Origin of the sequence: Parafrankia soli (assembly GCF_001854695.1) — a bacterium.
Taxonomy (GTDB): domain Bacteria; phylum Actinomycetota; class Actinomycetes; order Frankiales; family Frankiaceae; genus Parafrankia; species Parafrankia soli.
The window spans coordinates 62,906-86,596 of sequence record NZ_MAXA01000047.1; the positions used below are offsets into that span (position 1 = coordinate 62,906).

General features: G+C 70.6%; 28 protein-coding genes. All 28 read right to left on the bottom strand.

The window, feature by feature from the left end; translation table 11 throughout:
• Positions 1-9: 9 nt before the first annotated feature.
• Positions 10-3,411, bottom strand: a complete 3,402-nt coding sequence (locus tag BBK14_RS06095) for an RHS repeat domain-containing protein (protein ID WP_071060198.1) — start codon at positions 3,409-3,411, stop codon at positions 10-12.
• Positions 3,412-3,414: 3 nt separating this feature from the next.
• A complete protein-coding gene (locus BBK14_RS06100; protein WP_241831217.1) occupies positions 3,415-5,463 on the bottom strand; it encodes a phage tail tape measure protein in 2,049 nt (682 codons plus the stop codon).
• Positions 5,351-5,761: a phage tail assembly protein T gene (locus BBK14_RS39645; protein ID WP_083390751.1), complete on the bottom strand. Its 411-nt coding sequence runs from the start codon at positions 5,759-5,761 to the stop codon at positions 5,351-5,353. Before BBK14_RS39645 ends, BBK14_RS06100 begins: the two co-directional genes overlap by 113 nt.
• Before the next feature lie 17 nt (positions 5,762-5,778).
• Entirely contained in the window at positions 5,779-6,177 is a 399-nt protein-coding gene (locus BBK14_RS06105) for a hypothetical protein (protein WP_071060200.1), read from the bottom strand.
• Between the two features lie 7 nt (positions 6,178-6,184).
• Positions 6,185-6,613, bottom strand: coding sequence for a phage tail tube protein (locus tag BBK14_RS06110; RefSeq protein ID WP_071060201.1), 429 nt, complete (start codon positions 6,611-6,613; stop codon positions 6,185-6,187).
• 3 nt (positions 6,614-6,616) lie between these two features.
• Positions 6,617-6,946, bottom strand: a complete 330-nt coding sequence (locus BBK14_RS06115) for a DUF3168 domain-containing protein (protein WP_071060202.1) — start codon at positions 6,944-6,946, stop codon at positions 6,617-6,619.
• Positions 6,943-9,918: a hypothetical protein gene (locus tag BBK14_RS39650; RefSeq protein ID WP_071060203.1), complete on the bottom strand. Its 2,976-nt coding sequence runs from the start codon at positions 9,916-9,918 to the stop codon at positions 6,943-6,945. The genes BBK14_RS06115 and BBK14_RS39650 overlap by 4 nt, the downstream gene beginning before the upstream one ends.
• Before the next feature lie 56 nt (positions 9,919-9,974).
• Positions 9,975-10,460, bottom strand: coding sequence for a hypothetical protein (locus BBK14_RS06125; protein WP_071060204.1), 486 nt, complete (start codon positions 10,458-10,460; stop codon positions 9,975-9,977).
• Between the two features lie 3 nt (positions 10,461-10,463).
• The gene (locus tag BBK14_RS06130; RefSeq protein WP_071060205.1) at positions 10,464-10,730 is read right to left on the bottom strand and encodes a hypothetical protein; all 267 of its coding nucleotides are present in this window, start codon (positions 10,728-10,730) and stop codon (positions 10,464-10,466) included.
• Entirely contained in the window at positions 10,723-10,962 is a 240-nt protein-coding gene (locus BBK14_RS06135; protein ID WP_071060206.1) for a hypothetical protein, read from the bottom strand. The genes BBK14_RS06130 and BBK14_RS06135 overlap by 8 nt, the downstream gene beginning before the upstream one ends.
• The gene (locus BBK14_RS06140; protein WP_071060207.1) at positions 10,959-11,324 is read right to left on the bottom strand and encodes an HK97-gp10 family putative phage morphogenesis protein; all 366 of its coding nucleotides are present in this window, start codon (positions 11,322-11,324) and stop codon (positions 10,959-10,961) included. The genes BBK14_RS06135 and BBK14_RS06140 overlap by 4 nt, the downstream gene beginning before the upstream one ends.
• Positions 11,324-12,019 (bottom strand): galactosyltransferase-related protein, encoded by a 696-nt coding sequence (locus BBK14_RS06145; RefSeq protein WP_241831195.1) that lies wholly within the window; start codon positions 12,017-12,019, stop codon positions 11,324-11,326. Before BBK14_RS06145 ends, BBK14_RS06140 begins: the two co-directional genes overlap by 1 nt.
• Complete coding sequence (locus tag BBK14_RS06150) at positions 12,004-12,216, bottom strand: hypothetical protein (protein ID WP_131802175.1); 213 nt, start codon at positions 12,214-12,216, stop codon at positions 12,004-12,006. Before BBK14_RS06150 ends, BBK14_RS06145 begins: the two co-directional genes overlap by 16 nt.
• A 2-nt stretch (positions 12,217-12,218) precedes the next feature.
• Complete coding sequence (locus tag BBK14_RS06155; protein WP_071060209.1) at positions 12,219-13,004, bottom strand: glycosyltransferase family 2 protein; 786 nt, start codon at positions 13,002-13,004, stop codon at positions 12,219-12,221.
• A complete protein-coding gene (locus tag BBK14_RS38750; protein WP_198541185.1) occupies positions 13,001-13,153 on the bottom strand; it encodes a hypothetical protein in 153 nt (50 codons plus the stop codon). Before BBK14_RS38750 ends, BBK14_RS06155 begins: the two co-directional genes overlap by 4 nt.
• Positions 13,154-13,831 carry a hypothetical protein gene (locus BBK14_RS06160; RefSeq protein ID WP_241831196.1) on the bottom strand — a complete coding sequence of 226 codons (678 nt, stop codon included), beginning with the start codon at positions 13,829-13,831 and terminating at the stop codon, positions 13,154-13,156.
• A gap of 17 nt (positions 13,832-13,848) precedes the next feature.
• Positions 13,849-14,460, bottom strand: coding sequence for a glycosyltransferase family 2 protein (locus BBK14_RS06165; RefSeq protein WP_071060211.1), 612 nt, complete (start codon positions 14,458-14,460; stop codon positions 13,849-13,851).
• A complete protein-coding gene (locus BBK14_RS06170; protein ID WP_071060212.1) occupies positions 14,451-15,122 on the bottom strand; it encodes a glycosyltransferase family A protein in 672 nt (223 codons plus the stop codon). The genes BBK14_RS06165 and BBK14_RS06170 overlap by 10 nt, the downstream gene beginning before the upstream one ends.
• Positions 15,119-15,481 (bottom strand): head-tail adaptor protein, encoded by a 363-nt coding sequence (locus tag BBK14_RS06175; protein ID WP_071060213.1) that lies wholly within the window; start codon positions 15,479-15,481, stop codon positions 15,119-15,121. The genes BBK14_RS06170 and BBK14_RS06175 overlap by 4 nt, the downstream gene beginning before the upstream one ends.
• Positions 15,482-15,489: 8 nt before the next feature.
• Positions 15,490-15,924, bottom strand: a complete 435-nt coding sequence (locus tag BBK14_RS06180) for a hypothetical protein (RefSeq protein ID WP_071060214.1) — start codon at positions 15,922-15,924, stop codon at positions 15,490-15,492.
• Positions 15,925-15,927: 3 nt separating this feature from the next.
• Positions 15,928-16,824: a phage capsid protein gene (locus tag BBK14_RS06185; RefSeq protein WP_071060215.1), complete on the bottom strand. Its 897-nt coding sequence runs from the start codon at positions 16,822-16,824 to the stop codon at positions 15,928-15,930.
• 45 nt (positions 16,825-16,869) lie between these two features.
• Positions 16,870-17,415, bottom strand: coding sequence for a hypothetical protein (locus tag BBK14_RS06190; protein ID WP_071060216.1), 546 nt, complete (start codon positions 17,413-17,415; stop codon positions 16,870-16,872).
• 90 nt (positions 17,416-17,505) lie between these two features.
• On the bottom strand, positions 17,506-18,255 hold the full coding sequence (locus BBK14_RS06195; RefSeq protein ID WP_071060217.1) for a VG15 protein: 750 nt from the start codon (positions 18,253-18,255) through the stop codon (positions 17,506-17,508).
• Between the two features lie 3 nt (positions 18,256-18,258).
• On the bottom strand, positions 18,259-19,584 hold the full coding sequence (locus tag BBK14_RS06200; protein WP_241831197.1) for a phage portal protein: 1,326 nt from the start codon (positions 19,582-19,584) through the stop codon (positions 18,259-18,261).
• 22 nt (positions 19,585-19,606) lie between these two features.
• Positions 19,607-21,289: a Terminase gene (locus tag BBK14_RS06205; RefSeq protein WP_071060218.1), complete on the bottom strand. Its 1,683-nt coding sequence runs from the start codon at positions 21,287-21,289 to the stop codon at positions 19,607-19,609.
• Entirely contained in the window at positions 21,279-21,719 is a 441-nt protein-coding gene (locus BBK14_RS06210) for a phage terminase small subunit (RefSeq protein ID WP_131802176.1), read from the bottom strand. Before BBK14_RS06210 ends, BBK14_RS06205 begins: the two co-directional genes overlap by 11 nt.
• A 777-nt stretch (positions 21,720-22,496) precedes the next feature.
• Positions 22,497-23,300 carry a hypothetical protein gene (locus BBK14_RS06215; protein WP_071060220.1) on the bottom strand — a complete coding sequence of 268 codons (804 nt, stop codon included), beginning with the start codon at positions 23,298-23,300 and terminating at the stop codon, positions 22,497-22,499.
• Positions 23,301-23,378: 78 nt separating this feature from the next.
• Positions 23,379-23,567: a MerR family transcriptional regulator gene (locus BBK14_RS06220; protein ID WP_131802177.1), complete on the bottom strand. Its 189-nt coding sequence runs from the start codon at positions 23,565-23,567 to the stop codon at positions 23,379-23,381.
• Between the last annotated feature and the right edge of the window lie 124 nt (positions 23,568-23,691).

The following is a 23,691-nucleotide window of genomic DNA, read 5'->3' on the forward strand; positions in this document are numbered from 1 at the left end:
TGTCTCTCCTCAAAGTCCGTAGTAGACCGGCCGGAACAGCCCGACCTCGGCGCCGGCCCGGTGCGTCTTGACCACCCCGTTGACGGAGCGGGTGACCGTGAACGTCTGCGGGCTCGACGAGCCGGACACGCCGGTGACGGTCATCCGCTCGCCCGCGACCATCACGTCGTAGGGCAGGTCGGTGGTGYCCCACAGCGGACCCGACGGGGTGCGCACCGACAGCGACGTTGCCGTCGTTGTCACCGCTGACACCAGCCACGAGCCGTGCGAGGAGTACCGGGATCCGGCCTCCTCGTACAGGCCCACATCCCAGGGGGATGCGGGGGCGCAGTACCAGGTCAGCCGGCGAGAGGTGGCGCGGATCGTCTCGGTGTAGCCCTGGACGAGCTGGGCGACGTCGTCGGGCGGCTGCCCGGCCGGCGGGTTGGTCACCGCCAGGAGGTCGCCGACGTCGAGCGCCAGGGCGTCGGCGGTCAGGTCCGCGTCGGTGGCGAACACCTGCCGGGCGAGCTCGACGGCGATCCGCGGGTAGCGCGCTTCGTCCACGGTGCCGAGGTGCAGCCGCCAGCCGGCCTGACCGGCCGTCTGCGCGTCGGTCTCCAGGCTCAGCGACTGGGCGTCGTCGTACCGGCCGACGCCGACGGGTGGGGCCTGGACGGACAGCCGGCCCGCCTCGAGCGCCTGCCGGTTCGACGCCCCTCCGACCCTCGTGATCGAGATGTCGTTGCGAGTGCGCCGGTCGTCGTCGACCGGATGGAACTCGGACAGGTGGGACGCGGAGTAGTCCAGCTCGAGTGTCGGGCCGGAGATCGCGTCCTGGGAGTACATCGACGCCCGCGTCCGGTAGGCGATCCCGGCCCAGCCGCGCGGCTCGTGGAGTAGCCCTCCGTCCGCGTCCGCCGCCTCGGTCAGTAGGTCGACCAGGTTTTTCGGGAGTTGGTAGCCGAGCTCGGTGGTGTCGGTGACACTGCCGACGACGGCGACGGCGACGCTCTCCTCTTCACACAGTCGCGTGATCCGGGCGCCGGCCGTCTCGCCGCTGTAGGCGTTCAGTTCGTCGGATAGGTCGAACAGGTCGATGATCTCGTTGTGCACGCTGACATGGCCTATGGCGACGTCGTCCAGGAGCCGCTCATGGGACACGTCGACACGGAAACATGTCCCCAGCGTGGCCGAGTTCAGCGTGCCCACCCAGAAGTTTCCGACCTCCGCACCTACCTCGAGGGTGTGCATGAGCCAGTCGACGTTGGCGCCGTTCTGCTGCAAGCCGATCGAGACGCGCAGCAGCCGGCCGTTGACGGCGAACTGGATGGGATCGGAGTCGACGAGCGTGCCCAGCGTCGAGCTGTACGCGTACAGCCGCAGATCGCCGGCGCTGTTGACGGTCAGCTGCCAGATCACCGCGGTCGCGTTGCCCGCCCATAGCCGGATCACGGGCGCGGTGGAGGCCACCCCGCCCGCCGGGACGGCCAGCAGGAACCAGCACTGGAATGCGCCGGTGCCGGTGTACGGCGGGACGGTGCCCGTCCAGCTGGACAGTTTCAGGGTCGGGAGCGGCGCCGAGCAGCGGAACCCGGAGAACGCGGCGAAGTCCGGCTCACCGGCGATCGCCATCGCTGCCGCGCCGGGCAGGCCTGAGGCGATCGACGTCGCGTCCTCGCCGTCCTCGCATGGCCAGTACGCGACCGCCGCGGACAGGGAGGTCAGCCCGCGGCGCAGCGTGGACTGGAGCGGGCTGGCGCCCTGGCCGAGGCGGCGCAGGACCCCGCCCGCCTCGACCGGGACGTACACGTCCTGGCCGGAGATGTCCCAGGTGGTCGGCCAGTCGGCCACCTCGCCGGCGAAGCGGCGGTCCGCCGTCGTGATCTCGGTGGTGCCAGCCAGGTCCCAGACGTTGCCTTGGCCGTCGGTGATGCTCACTGCGCCGGTGGTCGCCACGGTCCAGTCCGGCGATGCGACGAGACTGCCACCGATGCCGTTACGGACCTCGGCGCCGTAGACGACTGCGTGCGCGGTGCCGGTGTAGTCCGAGCTGTACCCGGCGATCCGTACCTCGGCTGTGCTGTCGTAGATGCTGGTGGTACCGGTGTCGGTGACCGCGTCGCCGAGCTGGGTCCAGGAGCCGTCCAACGTGTCGGCGGTGTAGAACGTCGCGGTGCGTCCACCGGCACCGTTGTTGACGTCGAGGGTGACCCGGACCGCCTTACGGGTGTGGTGGGGTAGCGGCACGGCCTGCGTGGACGTCGCGGTCAGATCGTTGGTGCCATCCGCCGACCACGTCAGGTCGAGGGTGCCGGAGGGGTTGAGCGCGAAGAACCAACTCTGCTGACCCGGCAGGTGCTTGGCGCAGAACAGCGCGTATAGGCCCTGCCACGCCGGCAGCCAGACGTCGACCCGCAGGTCGAGGTCACCGGTGACGGACAGACCGGACGAGTCGCGGGTGAACGTGTAGTCGTCGACGGGCCGGTGCAGGTACAGGGCGGCGCTGTCGCCGGCGAGACTCACACGCACGGGGGTGTTCCGTCCGACCAGCCCGTAGTACGGGCCGGTCGGGTTGCGGGGCGAGAAGTCACCCGACCGGTTGTTCAGCTCGAATGTGAGCCGGGATGGCTCGGCGCCGCCGGACTCGCTCTGCCGACCTCGTGAGATCTCGACGGGGGCCCGTTCGTACACCGGCTCGTCGGTGACGTCGACCCAGTCGCGCATCACGACCGTGCTCCCGTCGATCGACCAGGTGACACTCTCCTGGTCGACGACCGTTTCGATGCCTGGGGCGAGGTCGGTCAGGTCGAGCGCGGCGACGCGCGTGCCCCCGATCCCCGAATACAGCTCGAACCCGTGGATCTTCCCGGTGAACGGCGCCGAGTCGGTGAAGATCACGGCGCCGTCATGGCAGGTGCCCAGCGTCAGGTCCGCGGTACCCGAGTAGATGCTGGTGGTACCGGTGTCGGTGACCGCCGACCCCAGCTGGGTCCACGGGCCCTCGATCGTCGAGGCCGTGTAGAACGTCGCGGTGCGTCCACCGGCACCGTTGTTGACGTCGAGGGTGACCCGGACCGCCTTACGGGTGTTGTTGGTGGCGCCGACCGCCGCGGCGGACGTGCTGTAGACGGGAGCGGAGAACGTCCCGTCGGTGCTGCTGACGAGCTGCAGCGCACCGGATGTGGCGAGACTCAGCGCCCACGACCGCTGGTTGCCGGTGTTGAGCCACTTCGCTGCCAGCAGCATCGGGATTGTCGGAGGAGTCCAGTCCGTCGGCGTGATGTCGATACGGATATCGATGTCGCCGGTGATGTCGAACGCGGACGCGTCGTCGGCCCAGAGAGCACCACCCGAGGTCGTCGACGACCTGGCCCCGACCGCGCCGGCCTTGACGTAGGAGTCGCCCAGCTGCAGCTCGACGCGGGCCATCGCTCAGCTACCGATCACGGTCTGGACGTTGCCGCCGCGGCTACTGACCGCGCTGCGCAGGATCTCCAGCAGCATGTCGTCCACCCGCGACCCGGACGACCGCAGCTCGAGGACCGCGGCGCCACCGCCCGCGGCGCCCGCGCCGCCGGCCCCTCGAGGCAGTGGCGCGGTGCCGGCGGGCAGCACGGTTTCGTTGCGGTGGATGAGCGCCAGGCCGGTACGGGTGACCACACCGCCGGTCTCCAGCAGCGGAATGTCAGGGATGCTCCAGCTTTTCCCGCCGAGGCCGGGCACCCAGCCGGGCACGCTGAAACCGACCTTGCCCACACTGTTGTTCCAGGCCCTCGCGACGCCGTTGAACGCGGCCTTGAACGGCGAGAGGATGATCTGGCCGATAGAGGACAGGGCGGAAGTCAAGTTGCCGGGAAGCTCCTTGAACCAGTTCAGGACAGCCACACCCGCACTCTTGATCTTGTCCCAGTGTGTGACGATCTGAATCACCGCCGCTCCGATCGGCCCGGTCAGGATGCTCAGCACAAGCTGCCAGTTATCCCGAATCCAGCCGAACACCGCCGAGATCCCGTTCCGGATCGAATCCCAATGCGTGATGATCTGCGAGACCGCGAGACCGATCGGCCCGGTAAGAATCGTCAGCAGCAGCGGCCAGTTGTCCCGCACCCAGTTGTACACGAACTGGATCGCCGTCCAGATCCCATTGAAAGCGGCATTGATGATGTTGCGGGCGGTCTCGCTGTTCTTGTAGAGCAGGACGATCCCGGCGACGAGCCCGGCGACCGCCAGGACGACCAGCCCGATGGGGTTCGCTGACATCGCGGCGTTCCACAGCCACTGCGCCGCCGTCGCGATCTTCTGGATGGCGGTCCAGGCGGTCGTCGCGGCTGTCCAGGCCATCATCCCGCCCTTGACCAGCAGGATCGCTGCCGCGAGGGCACCCAGGGCGATGATGAGCGGCTGCACGAACTGCTGGTTCTGCATCCCGAAGTTGACGAACGCACCGCCGATCTCGGTCAGCTTCTGCTGCGCGGTCCGCTTGAAGGTTTCGAGAGCCGCGGCTGGGTTGTCCGCGACGGTCTCCGCCATCCGGTCGGCGGCACCGCCCACCTGACCCAGCGCGTCGACCGCCGAACTCGGGTCCAGCGCGAACAGCGCCCCACCGAGGTCCTCGGCCTGCGTGCCGAAAAGCGCGACCGCGGCGGCGTTGCGTTCGACCGGGTCCTCGATGGCACGTAGCCGGTCGAGGGTCAGATCGAGTGCTGCGGCGCTTTCCGGCCCACCAGCGGCGATTTTCGCGGCCATGTCGGTAGCCGAAAGACCGATCGCGTCGAAACCGGCTTTGGTGGTCTCGCTGCCGTCGATGGCCCGGATACTGAATTCTTTGATCGCGTCGGCGACAAGATCGCTGTCGCGGGCTCCGGCGCGCAGACCCTGCGAAAGCAGGCCGGTAGCGGTCTGCGCGTCGAGGCCGAACTTCTGCCACTGCGGCGCGTACTCGTTGATCGTGTCCAGGAAGTCGCCGGCCTTGTCCGCGCCCGCCTGGAAACCAGCGGTGATCACGTCGAACGCTTCGTCTGCGTTCTGGACCAGCCCGGTGTTCAGCATCTGACCCACCGAGGCCGTGACCGCGCCGACGTCCTGCTCGAACACCCCCGCTACGGCGGTAGCGGTCTGCGCGGTGTCCCGCAGCCACTCGTCGTTGCCCTCGCCGATGTTCTGGTAGACGCCCTTGATCGCGGCGTTGACCTCCTCGGCGGACGACCCCCACCCGTCAGCCCAGATGTCGCCGGAGACCTCGGCGATCCGGGCGGCCTCGGTGCTGTCCACGCCGAGCTGGGCGGCGAGCTTGTCCGAGGCCGCCTCGACGTTGAACGACTCGACGATCCCGGCGCCGAGCGCGGCGCCGGCGGCCAGGCCGACAGTGCTAGCCGCCGCCGATATCCGTGACCCGACCTTGTCGACCATCCGGGGGGTCTCGTCGAGGGTCTGTTCGAGGTCGTCGTTGTCTCCGACGATCCTGACCAGCAGAGACGTCAGCGTCGCCATGGGTGCCCCCTGTCAGGTCGCGGCCACCCATGGCCCGGTTGATCTGCCGCACGGCGGCGAGCTGCTCTTCCCAGCTCTGCGGTCGGCGGGAGTCCCAGTCGATGAGGAAGTCGGCGAGCTTGCGCCGCCGGGACTTCTTGCCTGCCATGGCGTTAGCGACGGTGGCGGACACGACGGCCGCCTGGTAGTCGCCGCGGGCCGGACCGAGCGGGCCGGTCACCTGCTCGTAGGCCATCCACGCGCTGATCTCGGCGCTGTCGATGCGGGCGAGGAGCTCGCCGACGGTCATGCCGCCCAGAGCGAGCGCTAGCCGGTGGTAGAAGGCTCGTTCTGGGCGGCGTCCTCGAAATCCGAGGTCAACTCGTCCATGTCGTCCTCGGACAACCCGCAGAGCTTGGTGGCGGCGTCGTACAGCCGGTCGAGCGGCTTGGCGTTGCGCCGGCCGAGTGCGGCGACGTCGTCGTCGCCGAACAGCTTGCCGCCGTGCTCGTCGACCGCGCACAGCGCGATCAGCCGGGCGCGGGCGCCGCGCATGTTGACGCGCCGCTCCTTGCCCTTCTGTAGCAGGCAGGACTGCTCGAACTGGTCCCGCTGGGCGCCGGTAATCGAACGGAGCCGGACGGTGCCGCCCCACTCGGGGCACTCGACGTCGACGTGCGCGGCGTCGTCGGCGCCGAGGATCGCGTCACGGGTAAGAAAGGCCATGGGTTTTCTAGCTCCCGAGGGGTGCGAGGGTGGGCTTGCCAGAGACCTTGATGGTCAGGCTCGCGGCGAGCTTGTCGTCATACGGCGCCTCGGGCTCGTAGCCCGTGAGGATGCCGTTGATGGACCAGGTCGTCTGGTCGTCGTCGGGGAACACCAGCCGGTAGGCGCGCGGCGCGGTGTCATCGAAGTCGTCCTGCAGAAACGCGTGCGTCGGCTCGCCCGGGTTGTAGTTGATGTCCAGGCTGACCTCGCCGCCGTCCTTGAGCCCGCCGAGGAACTCCATCCACTGCTCGGGCGAGTCGTGCGCGGTGACGTCGATCGTTTCCCGCGACAGGCCGGGCCCCGAGACGCTGGTGACGTTCGCGATGGCGGTGAACACGCTGCCCGCGTCGTTGCCGCGCCGCAGTTCGGTGCCGAAGGCATCCATACCGGCCATGAGCTACTCCTGTTCGGTGAGGACCCGGAACCGCATGACGTGGTGCCGGACAGTCGGGTCTGGGTCTCGCAGCGCCTCGGTCATCTCCAGGCGCGTGACGATGTGCACGTGCCCCTCGACGTCGAGGACCTGGTGGTCGAGGAGAGCGACGATGCGATCGGCGATCACCTGACCGGCAGCCATGCCGCGGGCAGTGGTCCACGCATGCAGGGTGATGACCGTTTCCGAACCGAACCCGCCGTGATGGTTGTCCGGGGTCGAGACGGCCTCACCGATCGTCACGTAGGGGCGGCGGGCGTCCTCGGGGACGTAGTCGTACACCCCTGTGATCACGAGCCGCCTCCCATGAGGATCGCGTCGCCGGTGAGCAGGTCGTAGACCGCCGCCTGGATCGCCGCGGCGGGCGGCCGCGCGATCGGCACGCGACGTGGCATCACCGGGGCCGGTATCGCGGCCAGGGCGACGACCAGCTGCGGCTGCAAGGTGGATCCGACGAACAGCGTCGGCGCGGGAACCGCAGCCACGATGGCGACCACGGCCGGGCCCGCCGTCATCCCGGCGGTCGCCGCGGCCGCGGGGATGACGACAGCCAGGGCGACGACGCCCGGTGTGGGCTGGCTGCCCGCCGCGGCCGCTGGTCCTGGGATGACGACCACGGCGACGATCAGGCCCGGGGTGGCGGTCACATCGGCCGCGATCGCCGGGGCAGGCAGGGCTGCGAATGCCGTCACCGCGGCCGGTGTGGTCAGGGCGACGACCGTCACGGTCGGGCTGGATATGGTCGCGGCCGCGGCGAGCGCAGCCGGGGTCGGCGTCGACCCGGTGGTCAGTGCCGCCGTCGGGATCGAGCTGGTCGCCGCCAGAACGGCGGGGGTGAACGACGCATCGGCCCTCACGGACGGGGTGGGTACGGCCACAGCAGCGGCCAGGACGGCTGGAGCGGCCTGGCCGTCACCGATGACTGTCACCGCCGGGATCGTCGCCGTGGCCGCTAGGGAGGTCGGGGTGGACGCCGAGCCTGTCGACATCGACGGGGCTGGTGTCGAGCTGGTCGCGGCCGCCGTCGCCGGGGATGCGGTCTGTCCGGCTGACGTCGACGGGCCTGGGATCGCGGCCGCCGCAGCGACCGCCGTAGCGGCCAGCGTGGACCCGGTGCCGACCGATGGCGCGGGAACCTGCGCGCTCGCGATGACAGCCGTTGGCGCGGCACCGAGCGTTGTCGGTGGCACGTCCGCGACCGCAGTCACGGTGGTGGCGGTGGCCGTTGATCCGGCGGAGACCGATAGCGCGGGCACCGCAGCCGAACCCGGCACCGCGGCAGGCGCGGCAGTGATGCCGCCCTGCGCCTGCAGGGCGGGAACCGAGGCGATGGCCGCTGTGCTGGCCGGGCTGGCCGTGGACCCCGTAGAGAGCACGGGAGCCGGGACGGAAGCAGCAACGGTCACAGCGGCGACGAGCGGCCCGACGGCGACCTGCATGGCAGGTACCGCGGCGACCGCGGCGACCGCCGCCGCGGCGATCCTTGACCCCGTGGAGACCGACGGGCCTGGGATCGCGGCCGCCGCAGCGACCGTGGCCGGCGAGGCACCTGCACCGCCGCCGGGCTGAGAGGCAGGAACCGCGGCCACCGCGGCGACAGCGCTCGGCGTGGGCGTGGACCCGGCGTTGACCGTGACCGCAGGTATTGAGGCACCCGCACCAACGGTCGCAGGCGTCGCGGCCTGCAGGGCTTTGACAGCCCACATGACCGCGGCGCCCGCCGCGGCGACGCCATCTACTGTGATCGTCTTGCTGGTGACGGTCAGCGCGGTGGTCGTCGTCGCGTGCTGGACGAGCATCGACAGGCCGTCAGCGGTCCCGTTCGAGTAGTCGTCCCGCTTGGCCCACGTCAGCCCGTCACCCGTGAGGACGGTCGAGTTGGTGAGCGTGTCATCGCGGACGGCGGCAACGAGGACCATGCTGCCGCCGGTGCTCGTGGCCAGGCCGGTGATAGTCCCGACGGCGGTGGAGCTCTGCGAGGTCGACGAGCCGGAGCCCAACGCGTCCTGGATGTCGCTGGTCGCGTTGCCGCGGTAGGCGTGGATCTGGCTGGCGTGGTTGTCCGAGTCGCCACCGGAGTTCGCGGTGTAGGTGACGCTCGGCGCACTGTCGCCCGGCTGGTAGATCCGGTAGTACAGCGTGATCCGGGCCAGACCTGATGTGCCCGTGTTCCGGTAGCTGGTGATCTGCGTCCAGCCGGCGGGCGTGCCCGGTGTCGCCGGGCCTCCGGTGCCATCCCACGACACCACACCGTCGACGAGGACCAGCAGGTCATCCTGGCGGAGGTTGGCCGGCAGCCCCGGGCTGGTGGCTGCGGCCGTGGCCCTCGACAGCGTGCCGGAGGAGACGTAGGCCAGCCCGTTCCACCCGGGCGTGACCGACGGCCCCGGGATCGCGGCGACACCAGCGACCGCGGCCGGCGAGACCGTCGAGCCGGCGTTGACCGCGGGGGCGGCGACGGATGCTGTCGCAGCGACCGTTGACGGTGTGACTGTCGCGCCGACCGGCAGCGTCGGCACTGCCCCGACCGCTGCGACGGTAGCCGGGCTGACCGTCGACCCGGTGGAGAGCGCAGGGCCCGGCACGGATGCGGCCGATGCGACTGCGGCGGGCGCCGGGGACGCACCAGCCCCCACCGAAGGCGCCGGAACCGAGGCAACACCAGCGACCGTGACCGTGCTCGCGGTGAACGTGTTGACCTGGTCGAAGGTGACGACCGACGGGTCCTCGGCGCCGCTTCGGAACGCACGCACCCGGTGATAGACCGCGGTGAGGTTGGTCCCCCACGCGGGGATCGCCTGAGAATGCCGGTTGGTCCACGTCTGGCCGTCCGGGCTGGTATCCCAAAACAGCGTCCCCGACGCCTCACGGAAACGCAGATAAAGGTGATCCGTGGCCGAATATGTCAGATCGGTTTGGGTACCGACCACCAATCCGCCGGTTACCAGAACGCACGACAGGGTGGACGCGCCGTTCTGAAAAAACCGCGCCCTGTTTGCCGTCGCCGTCTGGCTGTCGGAGATCTCGAAAGCGTTCTGCTTCGACCCGTTCCCGAACCCGGGGAAACCCACCCTGGCGTAAAGCGTGCTACCCGTCAGATCCCAGGCGACGGCCGTGTAGATGCTGCGGGCCGCAGCCGAGTCGACGCTCACCTCGACATGGCCGCCGCCCGCATCCGCGACCCACGCGACCTCGGGACCGGTCGTACCCCAGTTGCCGCCGATCGCAGTCTGGAACCGGTCGACGAGGGTGTCCGACTTCGCCACCTGGAATGCACCTCCCGGCGGGGTCGCCTAGCTGGTCGTCACGGCATTCCGAGGACTTACGGGGTCCAGTCGACCGAGAAAACACCCCCGGCCGCCCAGGTGATCCCGAAGATGCCGTTACTCGTCGAGTAGTCGGCCCCGAAGTTGACGAGGACAATGGCGTTGTTACCCGCCAGCGCGTCCGCGTAGAGCAGCGCACACCTGGCGCTGGTCAACGTCGTACCGGACACGGCGACGTCGCCCATGTCATAGGTCATCGTCCCCGTCGCCCCGGTCAGGGTCGGCGACGTCGAGGTGGCGCCGGCCGCCGCCGCAGACAGGGCGACACCACCTGCCGCCCAGCCCGTGCCTGACACCTCGTTGGAGGCGTACTGGCCGGCACCGTAGGCGGCGTTCGCGGCGCTCGCGTCGAAGTCCGGGGTGATCGAGTTCGAGAACAGGGCCAGCTTGTGCGTGGCCAGCGACAGGTCGATGGCCAGCTGGGTGGCGTCGAGTACGTCGATGAACGTGGCGACGAACAGGCCGGATGCGGTGACAGCCATGGGTCAGTTCCCCTTGTCGGTGCGGATCGCGTCGCCGCCCACCGCGACGCCGGGTCGTCCGGCGCGCGCGGCGGCCCGTGCGGTGCGCAGGTTCTGCGCCGCCGCCGCGTGCTGGGCGTGTAGCTGCGGGTCGTCCGGCGCTGCGCGCAGCGCGTCCGCGAGCTCTCCGACCGGAGCGGCCAGGCGCCGCTCGGCCGCGATCGCCTGTAGCCGGCCCAGCTCGTCCGGGGGCAGATCGGCCAACAGGCCGACCAGCTCCTTGTCAGACATGCCGTATCTCCTTTTGTTGAGCGCACAGTTCGACGTGCGGCGCACGAATGAGGACGTCGACCCGGTTGTCTCGGGTGGCGTGCTCGGTGGTCGTGGTCCCGAGCTGATCCGTGGTCGCCTTGTAGGGCACGCCGGTCTCCGGGTGGGCGCGGCCCTCGCGCACCTGGTCACGGGTGCGACCACGGCGCAGGACGCCGACGCCGAGGAGCCGGTCACGGTAGGGGTTACTCAACTGATCTCCCGTTGGATCTCGGTCTGTACCCGGTTCGGGAACCGCAGCCGCTCGCGCTCGGCTGCCGGGCCGAGCGCTGGCTGCGCCGGGGTGTCGCTGGTGCCGAACTCGACGAACGCGCCGTAATAGGTGTCGACGTAGCCGACGCTGGCCGACGTGCCACCGGAGTCCACCTGGACGTCGAGGTCGGAGAGCAGCTCCCCGGTACGCACCGGCACATCTGGCCGGGCGTCGGCCGCGACCGCCTCGGCGGAGGCTTTGACCGCGCGGCGGACAGCGTCGCCGACCTGCCCGCCGATACGAGCAAGGTCCCGGTACAGCTCGGACGTGCCCTCAAGGCGAACGACGGTACGGCGGGCCATCACACCTCCCGGCGCTCGACAAGCTCGGCCATCCGCGCCCGGTCCCGGCCGGCGTGCCGGTACTCCGCGAGCAACCGCTGCCCCTCCCGGCTACCAACCGCGCGGGTGAGCCGGGGCTGCGGCGGATGCCACAGATGCCAGAGGGTGCCGCGGAGCCGGTGATGCCGGCCGAGCAGGACGTCGGCCGCCATGCCCAGCGCCCGGTCCTCGCCACCCCAGCCACGGAACCGCGGGTCGAAGCCGCCCAGCAGCTCCCACGACGACCGGGCGACCACCAGCAGGCCGCCGCCGGCGACGCCCCGGTAGGGCGCCTGGTCGAGGTCCAGGCCGTCACGCTCGCCAGCCAGCCACCGGGCGGTCCCAGCCTCGGACAGGCGTGCCACATTGCGATGCGGGACGACCCATTGACGGCGGCCTGTTCGGACGAGCGTCACGGCGTCGAGGAGGGCCTGCGCCGGCTCACACCACACATCGGCGTCGGCGACAACCAGCACGTCCGCCGTGCAGCCCTCGAGCGCGACCGCGGCGGCCTCGGCCTTGCACCACGGGCCATCGGCGTGGACGCCTGCGCATAGCTCCCAGCCGGGGAAGTTGGCGCGCCAGCGGGCGGCGAGCGCCCCCCAGTTCCGGTCACGCGGCCCGCCGCCGTCGGAACGGTAGGGGACGACGACCGCGACGGTCAGCACCGCTCCCACGGGGTGAGCACCAGCGGGACCTTCTCCCACATCAGGCGCTGCCACGCGCCGCCGTCGAGCTCGGCCGCGACACGTTCGGCAACGTCCTCGGAATACGGCCCGTAGACCTGCTCCGAATGGCCGCTGCCGTCGCTGTAGCGGCCAACAACGACGTACTGCGGCCGATTGTCGAAGGGGACCTGGCTCGGGTCTGACACCACTACTCCCACCGCCGGTAGGGCGCCGGGTCGTGGATGATGCCGGCGTCGAGCGGGGAGAGGTACCACCAGTGCTGGCGGAACACGTCATGCAGCAGCTCGTCGCCGCCCTGGGCGTGCAGCCGGCCCCATGCCCGCCAGTGCGCACCCTCGTGCTCGGGCAGGTCGGTGGCCGCGTAGGCGGCGGCGCCGTTGCGGCCCTTGCGGGCGAACTGCTCGGGCGATCGGGCAGGGAAGTGCCGGACCTTCAGAGCGCCCTCGAGCGTCGGCCCGTCAGCGGGCAGGGTCACTCCGTGGTTGCCCTGGTGAATGACCGCCCCCGGCTGCCAGCGAAACGCCACCTTGTGGAGGGGAGCCGGCTCGGCCTGCCGCCAGACCATCGTCCGGAACGGATCGTCGCCGGGCTCGTCGAGCGCGGTCGCCAGGTGGTTGTACAGATCGGCGACGGCGTAGGGCCGGCGGCTGGCGGTGAGAACGTCGGCGATCCGGCCGGCCGGGGAGTACCAGAGCTCGTCGGCGTCGAACGGCACGATCCACCGGGCACCGAGCTCGTCGGCGCCCTGCCGGGCGAGCGCGGACATCTTCGCCGACTGGTAGTAGGCCGGGTCCGGGTCGTCGACGACGGTGAGCGGCAGGTTGCGGGCGAGGTCGGCGAGGATCTCGCGGGTGCCGTCGGTGCTGCCGTTGTCGGCGACGAGCAGGTGGTCGACCTCGCTGTCCATGTGGCGGATCGTGCCGGCGATGATGTCCGCCTCGTCGCGCACCATCGCGATCCCGACCACGGTCACGGCGAGGCCCCGGGTCGGAACATCTGGCCGACCAGGTAAAGCGCCTGCTGTTCGGTGAATCCGGCCGCCTGGAGAGACAAGAAGATCTCATGCATCGCGACTGCCGACTCGGAGATCGAAAGCTTCTGCGAGTCTTCGTGATCACCCACTCAGTACCCCATTCCTGCCCGCTGGACGCCGATGTGCTCGACCGCCTCGCCGCTGTCCCGTGCGCCCCAGAAACCCATGCGAACGTCCGGCCCAGACACCCCCCATGGCAGACCGGAACGCAGCAGGCCGAGGCCGAACCGACCCTCACTCTGCGCGCCAGCTGGCCACCCGGCCGAGCAGAGCTCACGCCGGTACAGGCACGGGTTCGTGGTGAAGAACCGGCGGTGTTCCAACCAGGCGTGGCCGTGTTCGTCGGTCACCTGGACGTAGTCGTCGGGGTGCTGCTCGACGATCCCGCCGGCCGCGCGCTCGGCGTCGTTCCACGGCTGGCGGCGTAGAGCCAGCTGGGAGAGATGCGGCCGCTCGGCGAGGACCTGCGCCATGGCGGCGAGGTCGACCGCCTGGCGGAACGTGAAGTCGTCCTCGAGGTGGAGGATGTAGTCGGCCTTGGACCAGGTGTAGATGAACTCCCACGCCTGCCGGATCGCGCCGCCGAACCCGGCCCGTCGCAGCGGCGACGGGATCACCGAGAACCGCGGGTACCGGTCCTCGAGCGCCCGGCGGTGCGAGGCGTCCCCGGTGTCGTCGTGGATCAGCCAGTCGACGATCGCGCCACCGAGACTCCAGCTCGCCGACTGGATCGTTCGGTCGAGGGTGTCGTCGCGGCCGTCGGTCATTACGAGCACGGCGATTCTCACGGTATGGGCAGTCCGTTCGCTCGGGCGATGGCGCGGTGTGCCTCGAGGCGGGCCGCGCCGCGGACCGCCCGGTTGCGGCTTTTCGGCCGGACATGGGCCCGGTAGATCGCGGCTGGGATGGACTCGAAGGTGCCGCCGGCCTGCCAGCAGCGGACCCACAGGTCCCAGTCCTCCGACCATGGGAAGTCCCGCCAGCCGCCGGCCTGACGTACCAGCTCGGTCCGGACGAGCGCCCCGACGACGAGCCAGTTGCCCCACTCCAGGCAGGCCGCCTCGCAGGCATGGCTGTGGCCGGAGACGTTCGGCATGGTGGGTGAGTTCAGCGCCCGGGCGCCCCGGACGTAGCGGACAGCCGGGGCCCGGACGTCGGCGGTGCCGGTGGCCATGGCCTCGACGTAGCCTGCCTCGAGTTCGTCGTCGGCATCCAGGTGGATGACCCACTCGGTGTCGACCTGCGCCAGGGCGCCGTTGCGGGCGTCGTGCAGGGTGTCCGCGTGGTGGTGGACGACCGGGACGCCGAGCGCCTGCGCCGAGGGGATCGCGCGCTGCCTGGCGAGGTCCGCCCAGGACTGCGCGCCGAACGTGCCGACGGCGACGGTCACGTCCACAGCGCCCGCCTCGTCTCGTAGAGGGGCCGGCTGTGGCGCATCCGGCGGCGCTGGGCGAGGTACTGGCTGTCTCGCGGTGCCTTGCCGTATGAGGGGTGCAGGTGCTCGACGTGCGCGTCGGCGGCGAATGCCCAGGCGCCTCGGTGCATCGCGGTGCCGACGAGCTCGTCGTCGACCCACTCGTGCCAGTAGCCCTCGTGCAGGATCGCGCCAGGCTGGTCGATGGTCCCGTGCTCGTCGGCGTAGGTGCGCGTCACCAGCGAATGCGTGGCGTGCTCGCCCTTCATGACCCGCTCGGAGCCCAGATCGTTCGTGCCGACGACACCGACCGCCCAGTCGCGCAGCTCGGCGGTCGCAGCCTGGTGCCAGCCGGGATGGAAGTGCAGGTCGTCCGCGCCGAGGAACAGCAGCGGCCGGTCGCTCTCCCGGTAACCCGCGTTGATCTTCCGGGCGTAGTCGCCCCGCTGGTACGGCACGGTGATGTGCCGGGTGCCGGCCGCGCGCACCGCGGCGAGCACGGCGGTGTCGGTCGGTGTCAGCACGAACAGCACCTCAGCGCCGGGCGTCGCCTGGTGGATCGAGGCGAGTAGCGGTGCGACACGGTGCGGCCGGCCGAGCATTGGCACCAGGATCGTCAGGTCGGCGCCCGTCGCAGCGCTCATGAGACCTCGTTGGCGGGCTCGGCTTGGCGCCGGAACAGCCCGAGTTTCAGGTACCGGGGCTGGCTCGGCCGTATGGCGTACTGAACGCGGAACACCTCGATCACGCCGTACCCGTCGTCGCCACGGAGCTCGTCTCCTCGGAGCACGTCTGCGCCGGGCAGCACATACCCGACATGTGTGATCGTGGCGCCCCACTGGGCGGCTATCTCCTGCTCGGCCGCGCCCGGCTGATCGACCTTCGCCGGCAGGTCGCCGGCTACCAGGTCGAGGCTGACGTCCTGGCCGCCGTAGCCGTCATCCGTCGTGGAAGGCCGGTAGACGGACAGGATGCGGTTGAGGTGATGCGCTATCGAGACCACGGGTCACCTCACAGCGAGCCGAGGAACTCGGTCTCGTAGTCGAGTAGCCCGCCGCGGTCGTCGGTCTCGGGCAGGTAGCCCTCGAGCTGCGCGGTACCGACACCGAGCACCCCGACCGCCCGACGGATGATCTTTTTCTCGCGGGCGGTCAGGTAGAGCGTGGCCACCCCGCTCGAACCGGACACGCCAGCTGTGTACGAGTGATCCCCCAGGGACTCCTGCTGGTAGCCGGCCGGGTTCGACCAGCCACGGCGCGCCATCTGGATGACCACCACCCGGACGGCGCCCGGCGTGTCCGGTGAGACAACGTCGTCCAGCAGGCCCCGGGCTTCGAGACGGACGAGGGCGGAGGCGTCATCGAGTAGCGCCTCCGCCTCCGCCTCGTCGAGGCCATCGAATCCCGGCCGGGCCGTCAGCTCGGCATAGCTGACCAGCGCGGCCACAGGTCAGGACCCGGCGGTGGTCAGCGCGAGCTTCACCGACCGCGGGTGGCTGGTGCCAGCGTCGTCGTCGTAGATGGTGCTCGCCCCGCAGAACGTGGACACCACGGAAGCGTCAGACAGGATGTCCGGCGCGTACTGGAAGATCTGCCGCAGGCCGATCCCGCTCGGACCGGTCACCGCTCCGGACGAGGTGGCACCCCTCGGCATCACCGGCACCCGGTTCGCGAACACGAAACCCGACCGGTGGTAGAGCACCGCGGTGCCCGACTCCAGCGCGTTCGTCTCAATCCAGGTGAACCCGCGCCAGCGGCCGATGACCGCCTCCCGCAGCGCGTCATCAGACCCGGATGCGTCGACCCGGTTGAACTCGTCCAGCGACAGCACAGCCGCGGCGAACTCCGGGTCGCACGCCGCGTACCGGTCGCCAGCCGGGCAGTTCGCCTGCCCGAGCAGCTTGCGGGCCTCGAGCACGGACGAGCGGACACTCGCCGCCGAGTCGGCGTCGATGTCGGCGACGTCCGCGTCCATCTCGTTCATCTGGATCGCCAGCCAGTTCTCCGCGCCGGTCGCGACGGCGGCGACCTGCACGCGGGTGATCTGCCGGGCGAAGTCCTCCAGATCGAGCGACGACTCCTCGTCGGTGATCCGCTTCGCGTGATACTCGTGGTTCAGCGTGACGGTCACCGGGACCTCGTTCACGTCGTCATAGGTGATCGTCGCGCCCGGTGTGACCTGCGTCCGGGACGTGCCCGGCTGCGGCACACGGACAGTGATCGTGTCGCCGTTGCTGCCGGCGAACTCGGCGCCGGGGATCATGGTCACGGTGCGGGGGAGCACGAGGGTGCGCGTCAGCAGTTCGAGCGCGACCTCGCTGATTCCCTGCGCGGTCAGAACCGCCACGGGTTACCTCCAGATATGAGCCCGCGACGGCGTCGCCGTGCGGGGTTAGAACGGGTTGGACAGGATCTTTTTGGCGATCGCGGCCGGGTCCGGCTTGTCGCCGGTGCCGGCCGGTGCCGCGCCAGGGCGTAGTGCTTCCTTCGGCCGCCGCGAGCCCGCGCCCGCCTCGGGCTTGCCGGTCTCCCCGGCCGGCGCGTCGTCGCCTTTCTTTCCGCCGAACGACTCGAGCAGGTCCGCCGCGTCGGCCTCGAGCTCCTCGCGAGTCGAGCCGACCAGCCGCCTCGCCTGGGCGACCGTCAGCCCCTTGTCGGCGCCGACCTGGATGCGCAGCAGTTGCTGCTCGGCGTCCGCCGCACGCTTCTCGGCGACGGTGGCCGCGTCCTGCAGTCGCTGCGTCTCGGTCTTGTCCTTGTCCTCGGCGGCCTGCAGCTTGGTCGTAGCGGCCTGCAGCGCCCTCTCTGCGTCGCGCCGGGCCTTACGTTCGGCGGCCAGCGCCCGCTGGGCGCCGTCACTACCGCCACCGCTGTCGGTTTCGGTCGACGTCGCGTCGCCCTCCGCCGCCTGGGTGTCGGTGTCGGTCTCGTCGGCCATCACGGCCTCCCTTGTGCGTCACCCCGCCATCGCGGCAGGGACGGGCATCGCGCCCGGTTTGCTCTCCGTCCCATCGCGGGGCGGAGACGTCTACTCGGTGGCCGCGGCGGCGGCGTGGCCGGCCTGCTCGGCGAGGGCGCGGCGGAACCGGTTCAGCTGGTCGTCCTTACCGGCGGCCGTCTCGCGCCACAGGGCCTGGTACTTGCGGGTCTGCGCCGACTCGGCGCCGCCGTAGTACGGGGCCGCGGTGCAGCCGCAGTGGTCGTGCGCCTCGAATCGGGCTGAGCGCTCCGACCGGTACACCGGCCCGCGTGAGATCAACATCGCGCAGAACGCGCACGGCGAGGCGCTGCCGACCCGCACCCAGCCCTTCGCGAGCGGGTCCGCTTCGACGTACGCCTCGACGGTGCGCCGGCCGCCGTCGAGGACGAGCCGCGAGGTGGCGCCGGACGCCTCCACGAGACCCGTCGCCAGCGCCTGGCGCATCGTCTGCCCGGCCCGCAGCGCCCGGACCGTGCCGGCCAGGCCGGTGGCGCGCAGCGCGATGGCGATCTGTCCGGGCACCGGCCGTTCGGCCGCGCGGAACGCCGGGATGCTGCCTCGAATCCCTTCGGCCTGCCGGAACGTGCGCAGGTAGGCGCCGGCCAGCGCCGAGCTGTCGCCGTGCCGCTCCCGTATCAGACTCGTCGCCGCGGTCACGAACGCGTCGTAGCTGCCGGGCGTGCTGACGTCGAACAGCCCCCACAGCGTGCCGAGGTCCAGCAACGTCGAGGCCCGTAGTGCGAGCTGCTGATGCCGGTAGTCGGCGGTGAGCTGGTTGCCTTCCGCTGTCAGCGCCACCGGTCAGACCTCAGCTGGTGCGGCCGGGGCCGGGGCTGCGGGGGCGGCCTGCCGCTGCAATGTCGAGGTGAGCCGCGCGAACGCATCGCCCTCGGCTGCCGCCGCCCGCCACCGTTCCACCTGCTGCTGGGAGACGCCGGGCAGCATCTCCCACAGCTCGGCCGGCGGCACACCCAGCATCTGCGCCATCTTCCCGAGCGCGTCAGCGACCTGCGCCATGCTGCGCGACTCGGTGTCACGCCAGCGCACCTCGGCCGCGGCGTCGGGCTCGTCGCCCATCAGCGTGCCGGCCAACGCCAGTGCCTGCTCCCAGCCCTCGCCCATGACCGTCTGGTTCTCGGTGACGGCACGGCGGTGGCTGGCCTCAGCCGCGACGAGCGCGTCCGCGGAGAGGTTGACCAGCTCGCCGAGGAGCTCATGCGCCGGGGTCTGCGAGATCGTGGCGAGGTGGCGCAGCGACGCCTCGCGGGACGCGATGTAGCCGGAGAGATCGGTCTGGCCAAACTCGCCGACGCTGATCTCCTGCGGGCTGTCCTCGAACGTCCACAGCTTGCTGGCGCTCGCCTTGAGTTTGGCCTCTTCGTCCTCGGCCATCCAACCGATGATGTACCGCTGGCGGAACGCCCCGTAATGCTGGGCGACGAGCAGACCGAACGTCGTGATGTTGATCTGGTCCTGCAGCGGGATCAGCGGCTCGACGACCCCCACAACCTCGTCGTCCAGATCCTCGGTCTCCCGCATCCGCACCACAGGACACACGCCCGCGCCGTGTTCATCCGAACCGACCGCGGCCAGGCCGTCGCTGCCCTTCCCGGCCTCGAGCAGGTACACCGCCTCGGCGTCGTACAGCCGCCAGCCGGAATGCGTCCGTTCCAACGCGACCTTGGGCCAGTCATCGTCGTCGCCATACGCCGCGGTCATCCGCCGCGGGGACACGCCGCGCAGGACGGGCACCGGCGTGCCAGGCAGGACCGTCACGTACGCCGCCCCATAGGCCAGCGCCGCGCGGTGCACACCGATCTGACGGGCATCGCAGCGGTTGCGCTGCCACACATCCCAGGCGGCGACGTTGTCCGCGGCCCGCGGCTCCCGGTAGCCGTCCACATACATCGCCTGCACCCGGCCGGAGACCACGAACTTCAACATGTTGACGCGGCTGATCCTGGCCAACCGGTGCAGCTCGGCGGGCGCCTGCTCGGGCAGCCCTGGCAGTCGACGGGCGGGATCGTCACACAGATAGTCATGGATTCGGTCCAGCCGGGGCCGCTCGCTGTCGCGCATCTCCAGTAGCCGCGTCGCCTGCGCCGCCGCCTCTTCGGGAGTCAGCAAAGCGGCCTCCCTCGAATCGGTGTCAGAACGCGGCGCGTCCGGTCTTCTTGCGGCGCTTCGCCCACTTCGGGTCGGCGAGCACCAGGCGGCGCACCATCCGCGCCCCGGCAGCGCACACCGCCAGGTCGATCTTTCGGGGGGACTCTCGGCCCTCCTTGCAGATCGACACGCCGTACCGGTTCGGACTACGGCGGGCGTTCAGCACATGGCGGGCGAGGCGGCTGTCACCGTCGTGGGTCAGCTCACCGTCGAGGACATCGGTACGCATCCGCTCGGCCGCCGCGGTGAACTCCGCGGTACGGCCACGCATGTCCCACGCGACCGGATGCCGGTGCCGACCGGCCGTCGCCTCCACCAGCAGCTGCCGGCCGAAGTCGTTACCCCAGCTGTCGACGTAGGTCTCGAACTCGGCGAGGTCACCGAAGAACGCGACCACGTCCCGGGTAGCGAACGCCTGCCGCACGACCCGGTCGACATCGGCGCGATCGACACGCCAGTCCTCGCCGGCGGGCCCCTCGGGTTTCTCCCAGCAGCCGAGGACGAACAGGTGCCCGTCGGCCATCCGGCACCCGACCAGGCCGGAGGCGTCGTCCGACTTCGACCCGTCGAAGAACATCACGATCGGGTCGGAGTCGGCGACGACGAGGTCAGGCGATGCGCACGCCGCCCACTCCTGCCGGGTCATCCAGGCATCCACGGCCGCGGTCGGCTGGTTCAGGAAGTAGCGGCGGGCGTCCTGGACATCCTTCGCGGTGTTCCAGAACTCGTTCTCGACGATCCCGCGCAGGTCGAGCGCCGCGGCGAACGGACCGTAGACCTCGGTAAGCGCGGCGACCAACGCGTCCATGCTCGTCAGGTCGACGTTCGGTGGCGCCTCGCGATGGTCGAACAGCAGCCGGCTCTCACGGGTCCGGCCCTCAGCGATCAGCCGGGCACGGTCGTGGAGCGACTCCAGCGTCGAGTTCTCCCCCGGCTGGTATGTCGTGCTGGTCAGCAGCGCCCACGGTGAGGCGGCACGGCGCTTGCGCAGGTTCCGGTCGACGGTCTTGTACATCCGCCGCAGCTCAGGCAGCACATACAGGTGCGGCTCGTCGAAGACAGCGAAGCTTTCCTTGCCACCGTCCTTCGCCGCCGAGCTCGCCGTGCTGGGCACGATCTCCCCGCCGTCCGGCAGGAAGATCCTGGACAGACCGACCGCATGCCCCGGCAGGTCCTCGCCGAGCGGGCCGTGCTCCAGGTTGAAATGGACATTGTCGTACGTGTTACCGGACTGGCTCTCCTCAGTCGCCAGGCAGCGCACCACCGGGTGCACCACCGGCAGACCCATCGGCTCGCCCGGCTCGTACTCGTACGTCCAGCCGCGCCACTGGTAGACCTCACCGCCAGTCGCCCAGCCAGCGAACCGCGCAGGACCGAACGCCTCCGCCAGGGCAACGAACCCGGCGAGCTCACTCTTGGCCCGGCCCTTCGCCCGGGAGACAACCGCCGTGTCGTACAGCCGGCGGCCGGCCTGGTCGTGCACGTAGCAGTCGAGGATCAGCCCAGCGAACTCGTCGTCGAGCGGCAGGGCGTCCGAGGTCCCGGCCAGCGCACGGCCCTGGACATCGCCGGGGCCGTGCACGCACCACGCCTCGATCCAGGCCAGCACCACACCCAGTGAGCGACGCCGGGCATGACCAGGGGCACGGACAAGTTCACGCGCCATCGGCGAGCCTGCGCCGGCGCGCCGTCAGGTCCGAGACGCCAGCGCCAGTGGCAGGTGCCTGCGCCTGCGCCGCGCCCGGCCGCTCGATCGTGATCCGGGCCCGCAGCCGGTCGACATGGGTGGCGCCCAGCAGCGACTCGTTCAGCCGGATCTCGGCGAACAGATCCTTGCGTGGCTCGCCCCAGTAGGCGTCGACCAGCGGCGCCAGCATGTGCAGGCGCTGCCAGTCCGTCGCCTCGAACGCCGCGGCCTGCGGACTCTCACGCCAGGTGCGATACCAGACGCGGGTCTGCGTCCGGTACGTCTCCTCGTAGGGCAGCGGCGGCCCGGACTCGGCGGGCTCGGCTGGGACGGTGACAGCGGCGCCGGCGTGGGTGTCGGCGTTGCGGCGGCGCTTGCGCGGCGACGGTGGCGGACCGTTACCAGCCACGGTCACCTCCCCTGTCACCCAGCGCTATCGCCGGCCGTCACTCTCTGCACCCGTCCGGATCCCAGACCCGTACGCAGCGCGAGACGCTATGCAGACCGCTGAACAGGCCGGCTGCCGGGGGGTCATCCCCCACCCCTACAGCAACCCAGGGTGACGGTCGACGGGTCGTTGTCGCTGTGCGCGTATCACGGAGCGTGCTCGCACTCCCTGTTGGGCTGTGCGGGCTCGGTGGTGGTCGCGGCACAGCCCGCGGAGCACCTCGTCGCGGTGGTCGTCGGGCCTGCCCACGTGGTCGACGTCTGTGCTGGCTGCGGCGCATCCACCTGGCCAGGTGCATATGGGGTCGCGGGCGAGGATGCGTCGTCTTGTCCTGGCCCAGCCTGGTGGTAGTGGGACGGTGCGCCATGCGGCCATGCTCATCACCTCGCGTGGGCTGGGCTGATGAGTCGTCCTTGCGCAGGGGAGCCCTCACGTCCACGGGGTGGGGGTGGGGGGCTGCCTGTTTGCGGCATGGCTACCGCGCACGGTTGGAATGTACCTGATGCTGATCGTCGTGTCTGTGCTGGTGGCCGCGGTGTTGGCGTGTCTCGCGTTCGAGCCGTAGCAGGTCGGCCCAGGTGTAGGTGCGGTGGCGTCCTCGGGTACCTGCAGGGCGGAGCCGTGGTGGCCTGTGGCCGCGTGGGCGGGCCCATTCTTGGATGTGCCGGGCGGTGACCGGCGGGCGGGCCCCGGCGAGGAGGGTGACGGCTTCGGCGGTGGTGATGTTGATGCTGTGCATCAGGCTGCGTCGGTGGCGAGGTAGCCGTAGAGCTCGACGTCGAGGATGACGCTGAGGCGGGCCCATTCGTCGAGGGTGGGGTCGGGGTGGAATCGCCAGGTGTGGGGGTGTCCGTGTGTGCAGCTGCAGTCGTGTTGCTGGCAGCGGCAGTCGGGGTTGGTGCAGATGATCTGCTCTCGGCCGAGGAGGGCGCGGAGCGACCAGGTGCTGCAGATGGGGCAGGGGCCTGCGATGGCGCGGACCTGGCGGGCGGTGCCGACTTGGGCGCGGAGTAGGCCGGTGAGGCGGCGGAGTTCGTCGACGGTCCAGGTGAGGGTGTCGAGGGCGACGATGCGGGGGGCTTGGCGGCCGAGGTAGCGGGTGGTTTGGAAGACGCTGGCGTTGGGGTCCCGGTAGATGGCGGGGGCTGCCCAGCCTTCGTCGCCGAGGGCGTCGCGGACGGCGATCTCGAGGTCGAGGAGTCCGGAGCGGATGGTGTGGACGGCGTCGAGGGCGGAGACGCGGAGGGGTGCGGGTGAGCCGCCGGAGCCGGCGGCGGTCGATGGGGCGCGGAGGTATCCGGGCAGGGTGCCGCCGGCGGTGCAGGCCGGGCAGTAGACCCTGGGCTTCTCGGGGGTGGAGTCGGCTGCGTGGGCCCAGGGGGTTCCGCAGTCGTGGGTGTCGGAGAGGGCGCGGGGGCCGAAGGTGCGGACGGCGGCGGGTGGCGGGGTGCGGGCGTCGATCATTTCGACGAGGCGGGGCCACCAGTCGGTGAGTTCGCGGGTGAGGCCGTAGACGTAGTCAGCGCTCTGCTCGGTCTGCACACGGCCAACCTTAAAGCTCGGGTTGAGGGTTGCGGGCCGCGTGCCCCCGCCGCGCGCGGGGGCTCCGCGGTCCTTCCGTCAGGCGGCGCGTCGTCGGGCTTTGAGTGCGGCCATGTCGACGTCGGCGGGGTCCATGTGCCATCCGGTGGCGGGTCGTGTGCTGGTGGCTGCCTGCCAGGTGGCGGGGAGGCTGCCGGCGGCAATCCATTCGAGGATGGTCTGTACGTGGACGTCTGCGCGGCGTGCTGCCTGGTCGAGTCGGATCATGGCCATCGTTACCCCCCGGTGTCGGCTGCTGTTTCCTGCGTGGTAGGGGAGCTTCCGCGCTGGTCGGGGGGTGTGTCGAGGCGGGTTGCCGGGTGTTGTTGGGGTGTTGCCGGCCGTCAAGTGA

What these genes read in the sequence shown, in the direction of transcription:
- BBK14_RS06125 (WP_071060204.1), bottom strand. Translation starts at nt 10,460, where the DNA reads ATGGCTGTCACCGCATCCGGCCTGTTCGTCGCCACGTTCATCGACGTA.
- BBK14_RS06130 (WP_071060205.1), bottom strand. Translation starts at nt 10,730, where the DNA reads ATGTCTGACAAGGAGCTGGTCGGCCTGTTGGCCGATCTGCCCCCGGAC.
- BBK14_RS06140 (WP_071060207.1), bottom strand. Translation starts at nt 11,324, where the DNA reads ATGGCCCGCCGTACCGTCGTTCGCCTTGAGGGCACGTCCGAGCTGTAC.
- BBK14_RS06190 (WP_071060216.1), bottom strand. Translation starts at nt 17,415, where the DNA reads ATGGCCGACGAGACCGACACCGACACCCAGGCGGCGGAGGGCGACGCG.
- BBK14_RS06220 (WP_131802177.1), bottom strand. Translation starts at nt 23,567, where the DNA reads ATGATCCGACTCGACCAGGCAGCACGCCGCGCAGACGTCCACGTACAG.
- BBK14_RS06170 (WP_071060212.1), bottom strand. Translation starts at nt 15,122, where the DNA reads ATGAGCGCTGCGACGGGCGCCGACCTGACGATCCTGGTGCCAATGCTC.
- BBK14_RS06110 (WP_071060201.1), bottom strand. Translation starts at nt 6,613, where the DNA reads ATGGCCGGTATGGATGCCTTCGGCACCGAACTGCGGCGCGGCAACGAC.
- BBK14_RS06160 (WP_241831196.1), bottom strand. Translation starts at nt 13,831, where the DNA reads ATGACCGACGGCCGCGACGACACCCTCGACCGAACGATCCAGTCGGCG.
- BBK14_RS39645 (WP_083390751.1), bottom strand. Translation starts at nt 5,761, where the DNA reads ATGACCGTCGGCGAGCTCCTCGCCCGCATCGACAGCGCCGAGATCAGC.
- BBK14_RS06205 (WP_071060218.1), bottom strand. Translation starts at nt 21,289, where the DNA reads ATGGCGCGTGAACTTGTCCGTGCCCCTGGTCATGCCCGGCGTCGCTCA.
- BBK14_RS06105 (WP_071060200.1), bottom strand. Translation starts at nt 6,177, where the DNA reads ATGGCCTTTCTTACCCGTGACGCGATCCTCGGCGCCGACGACGCCGCG.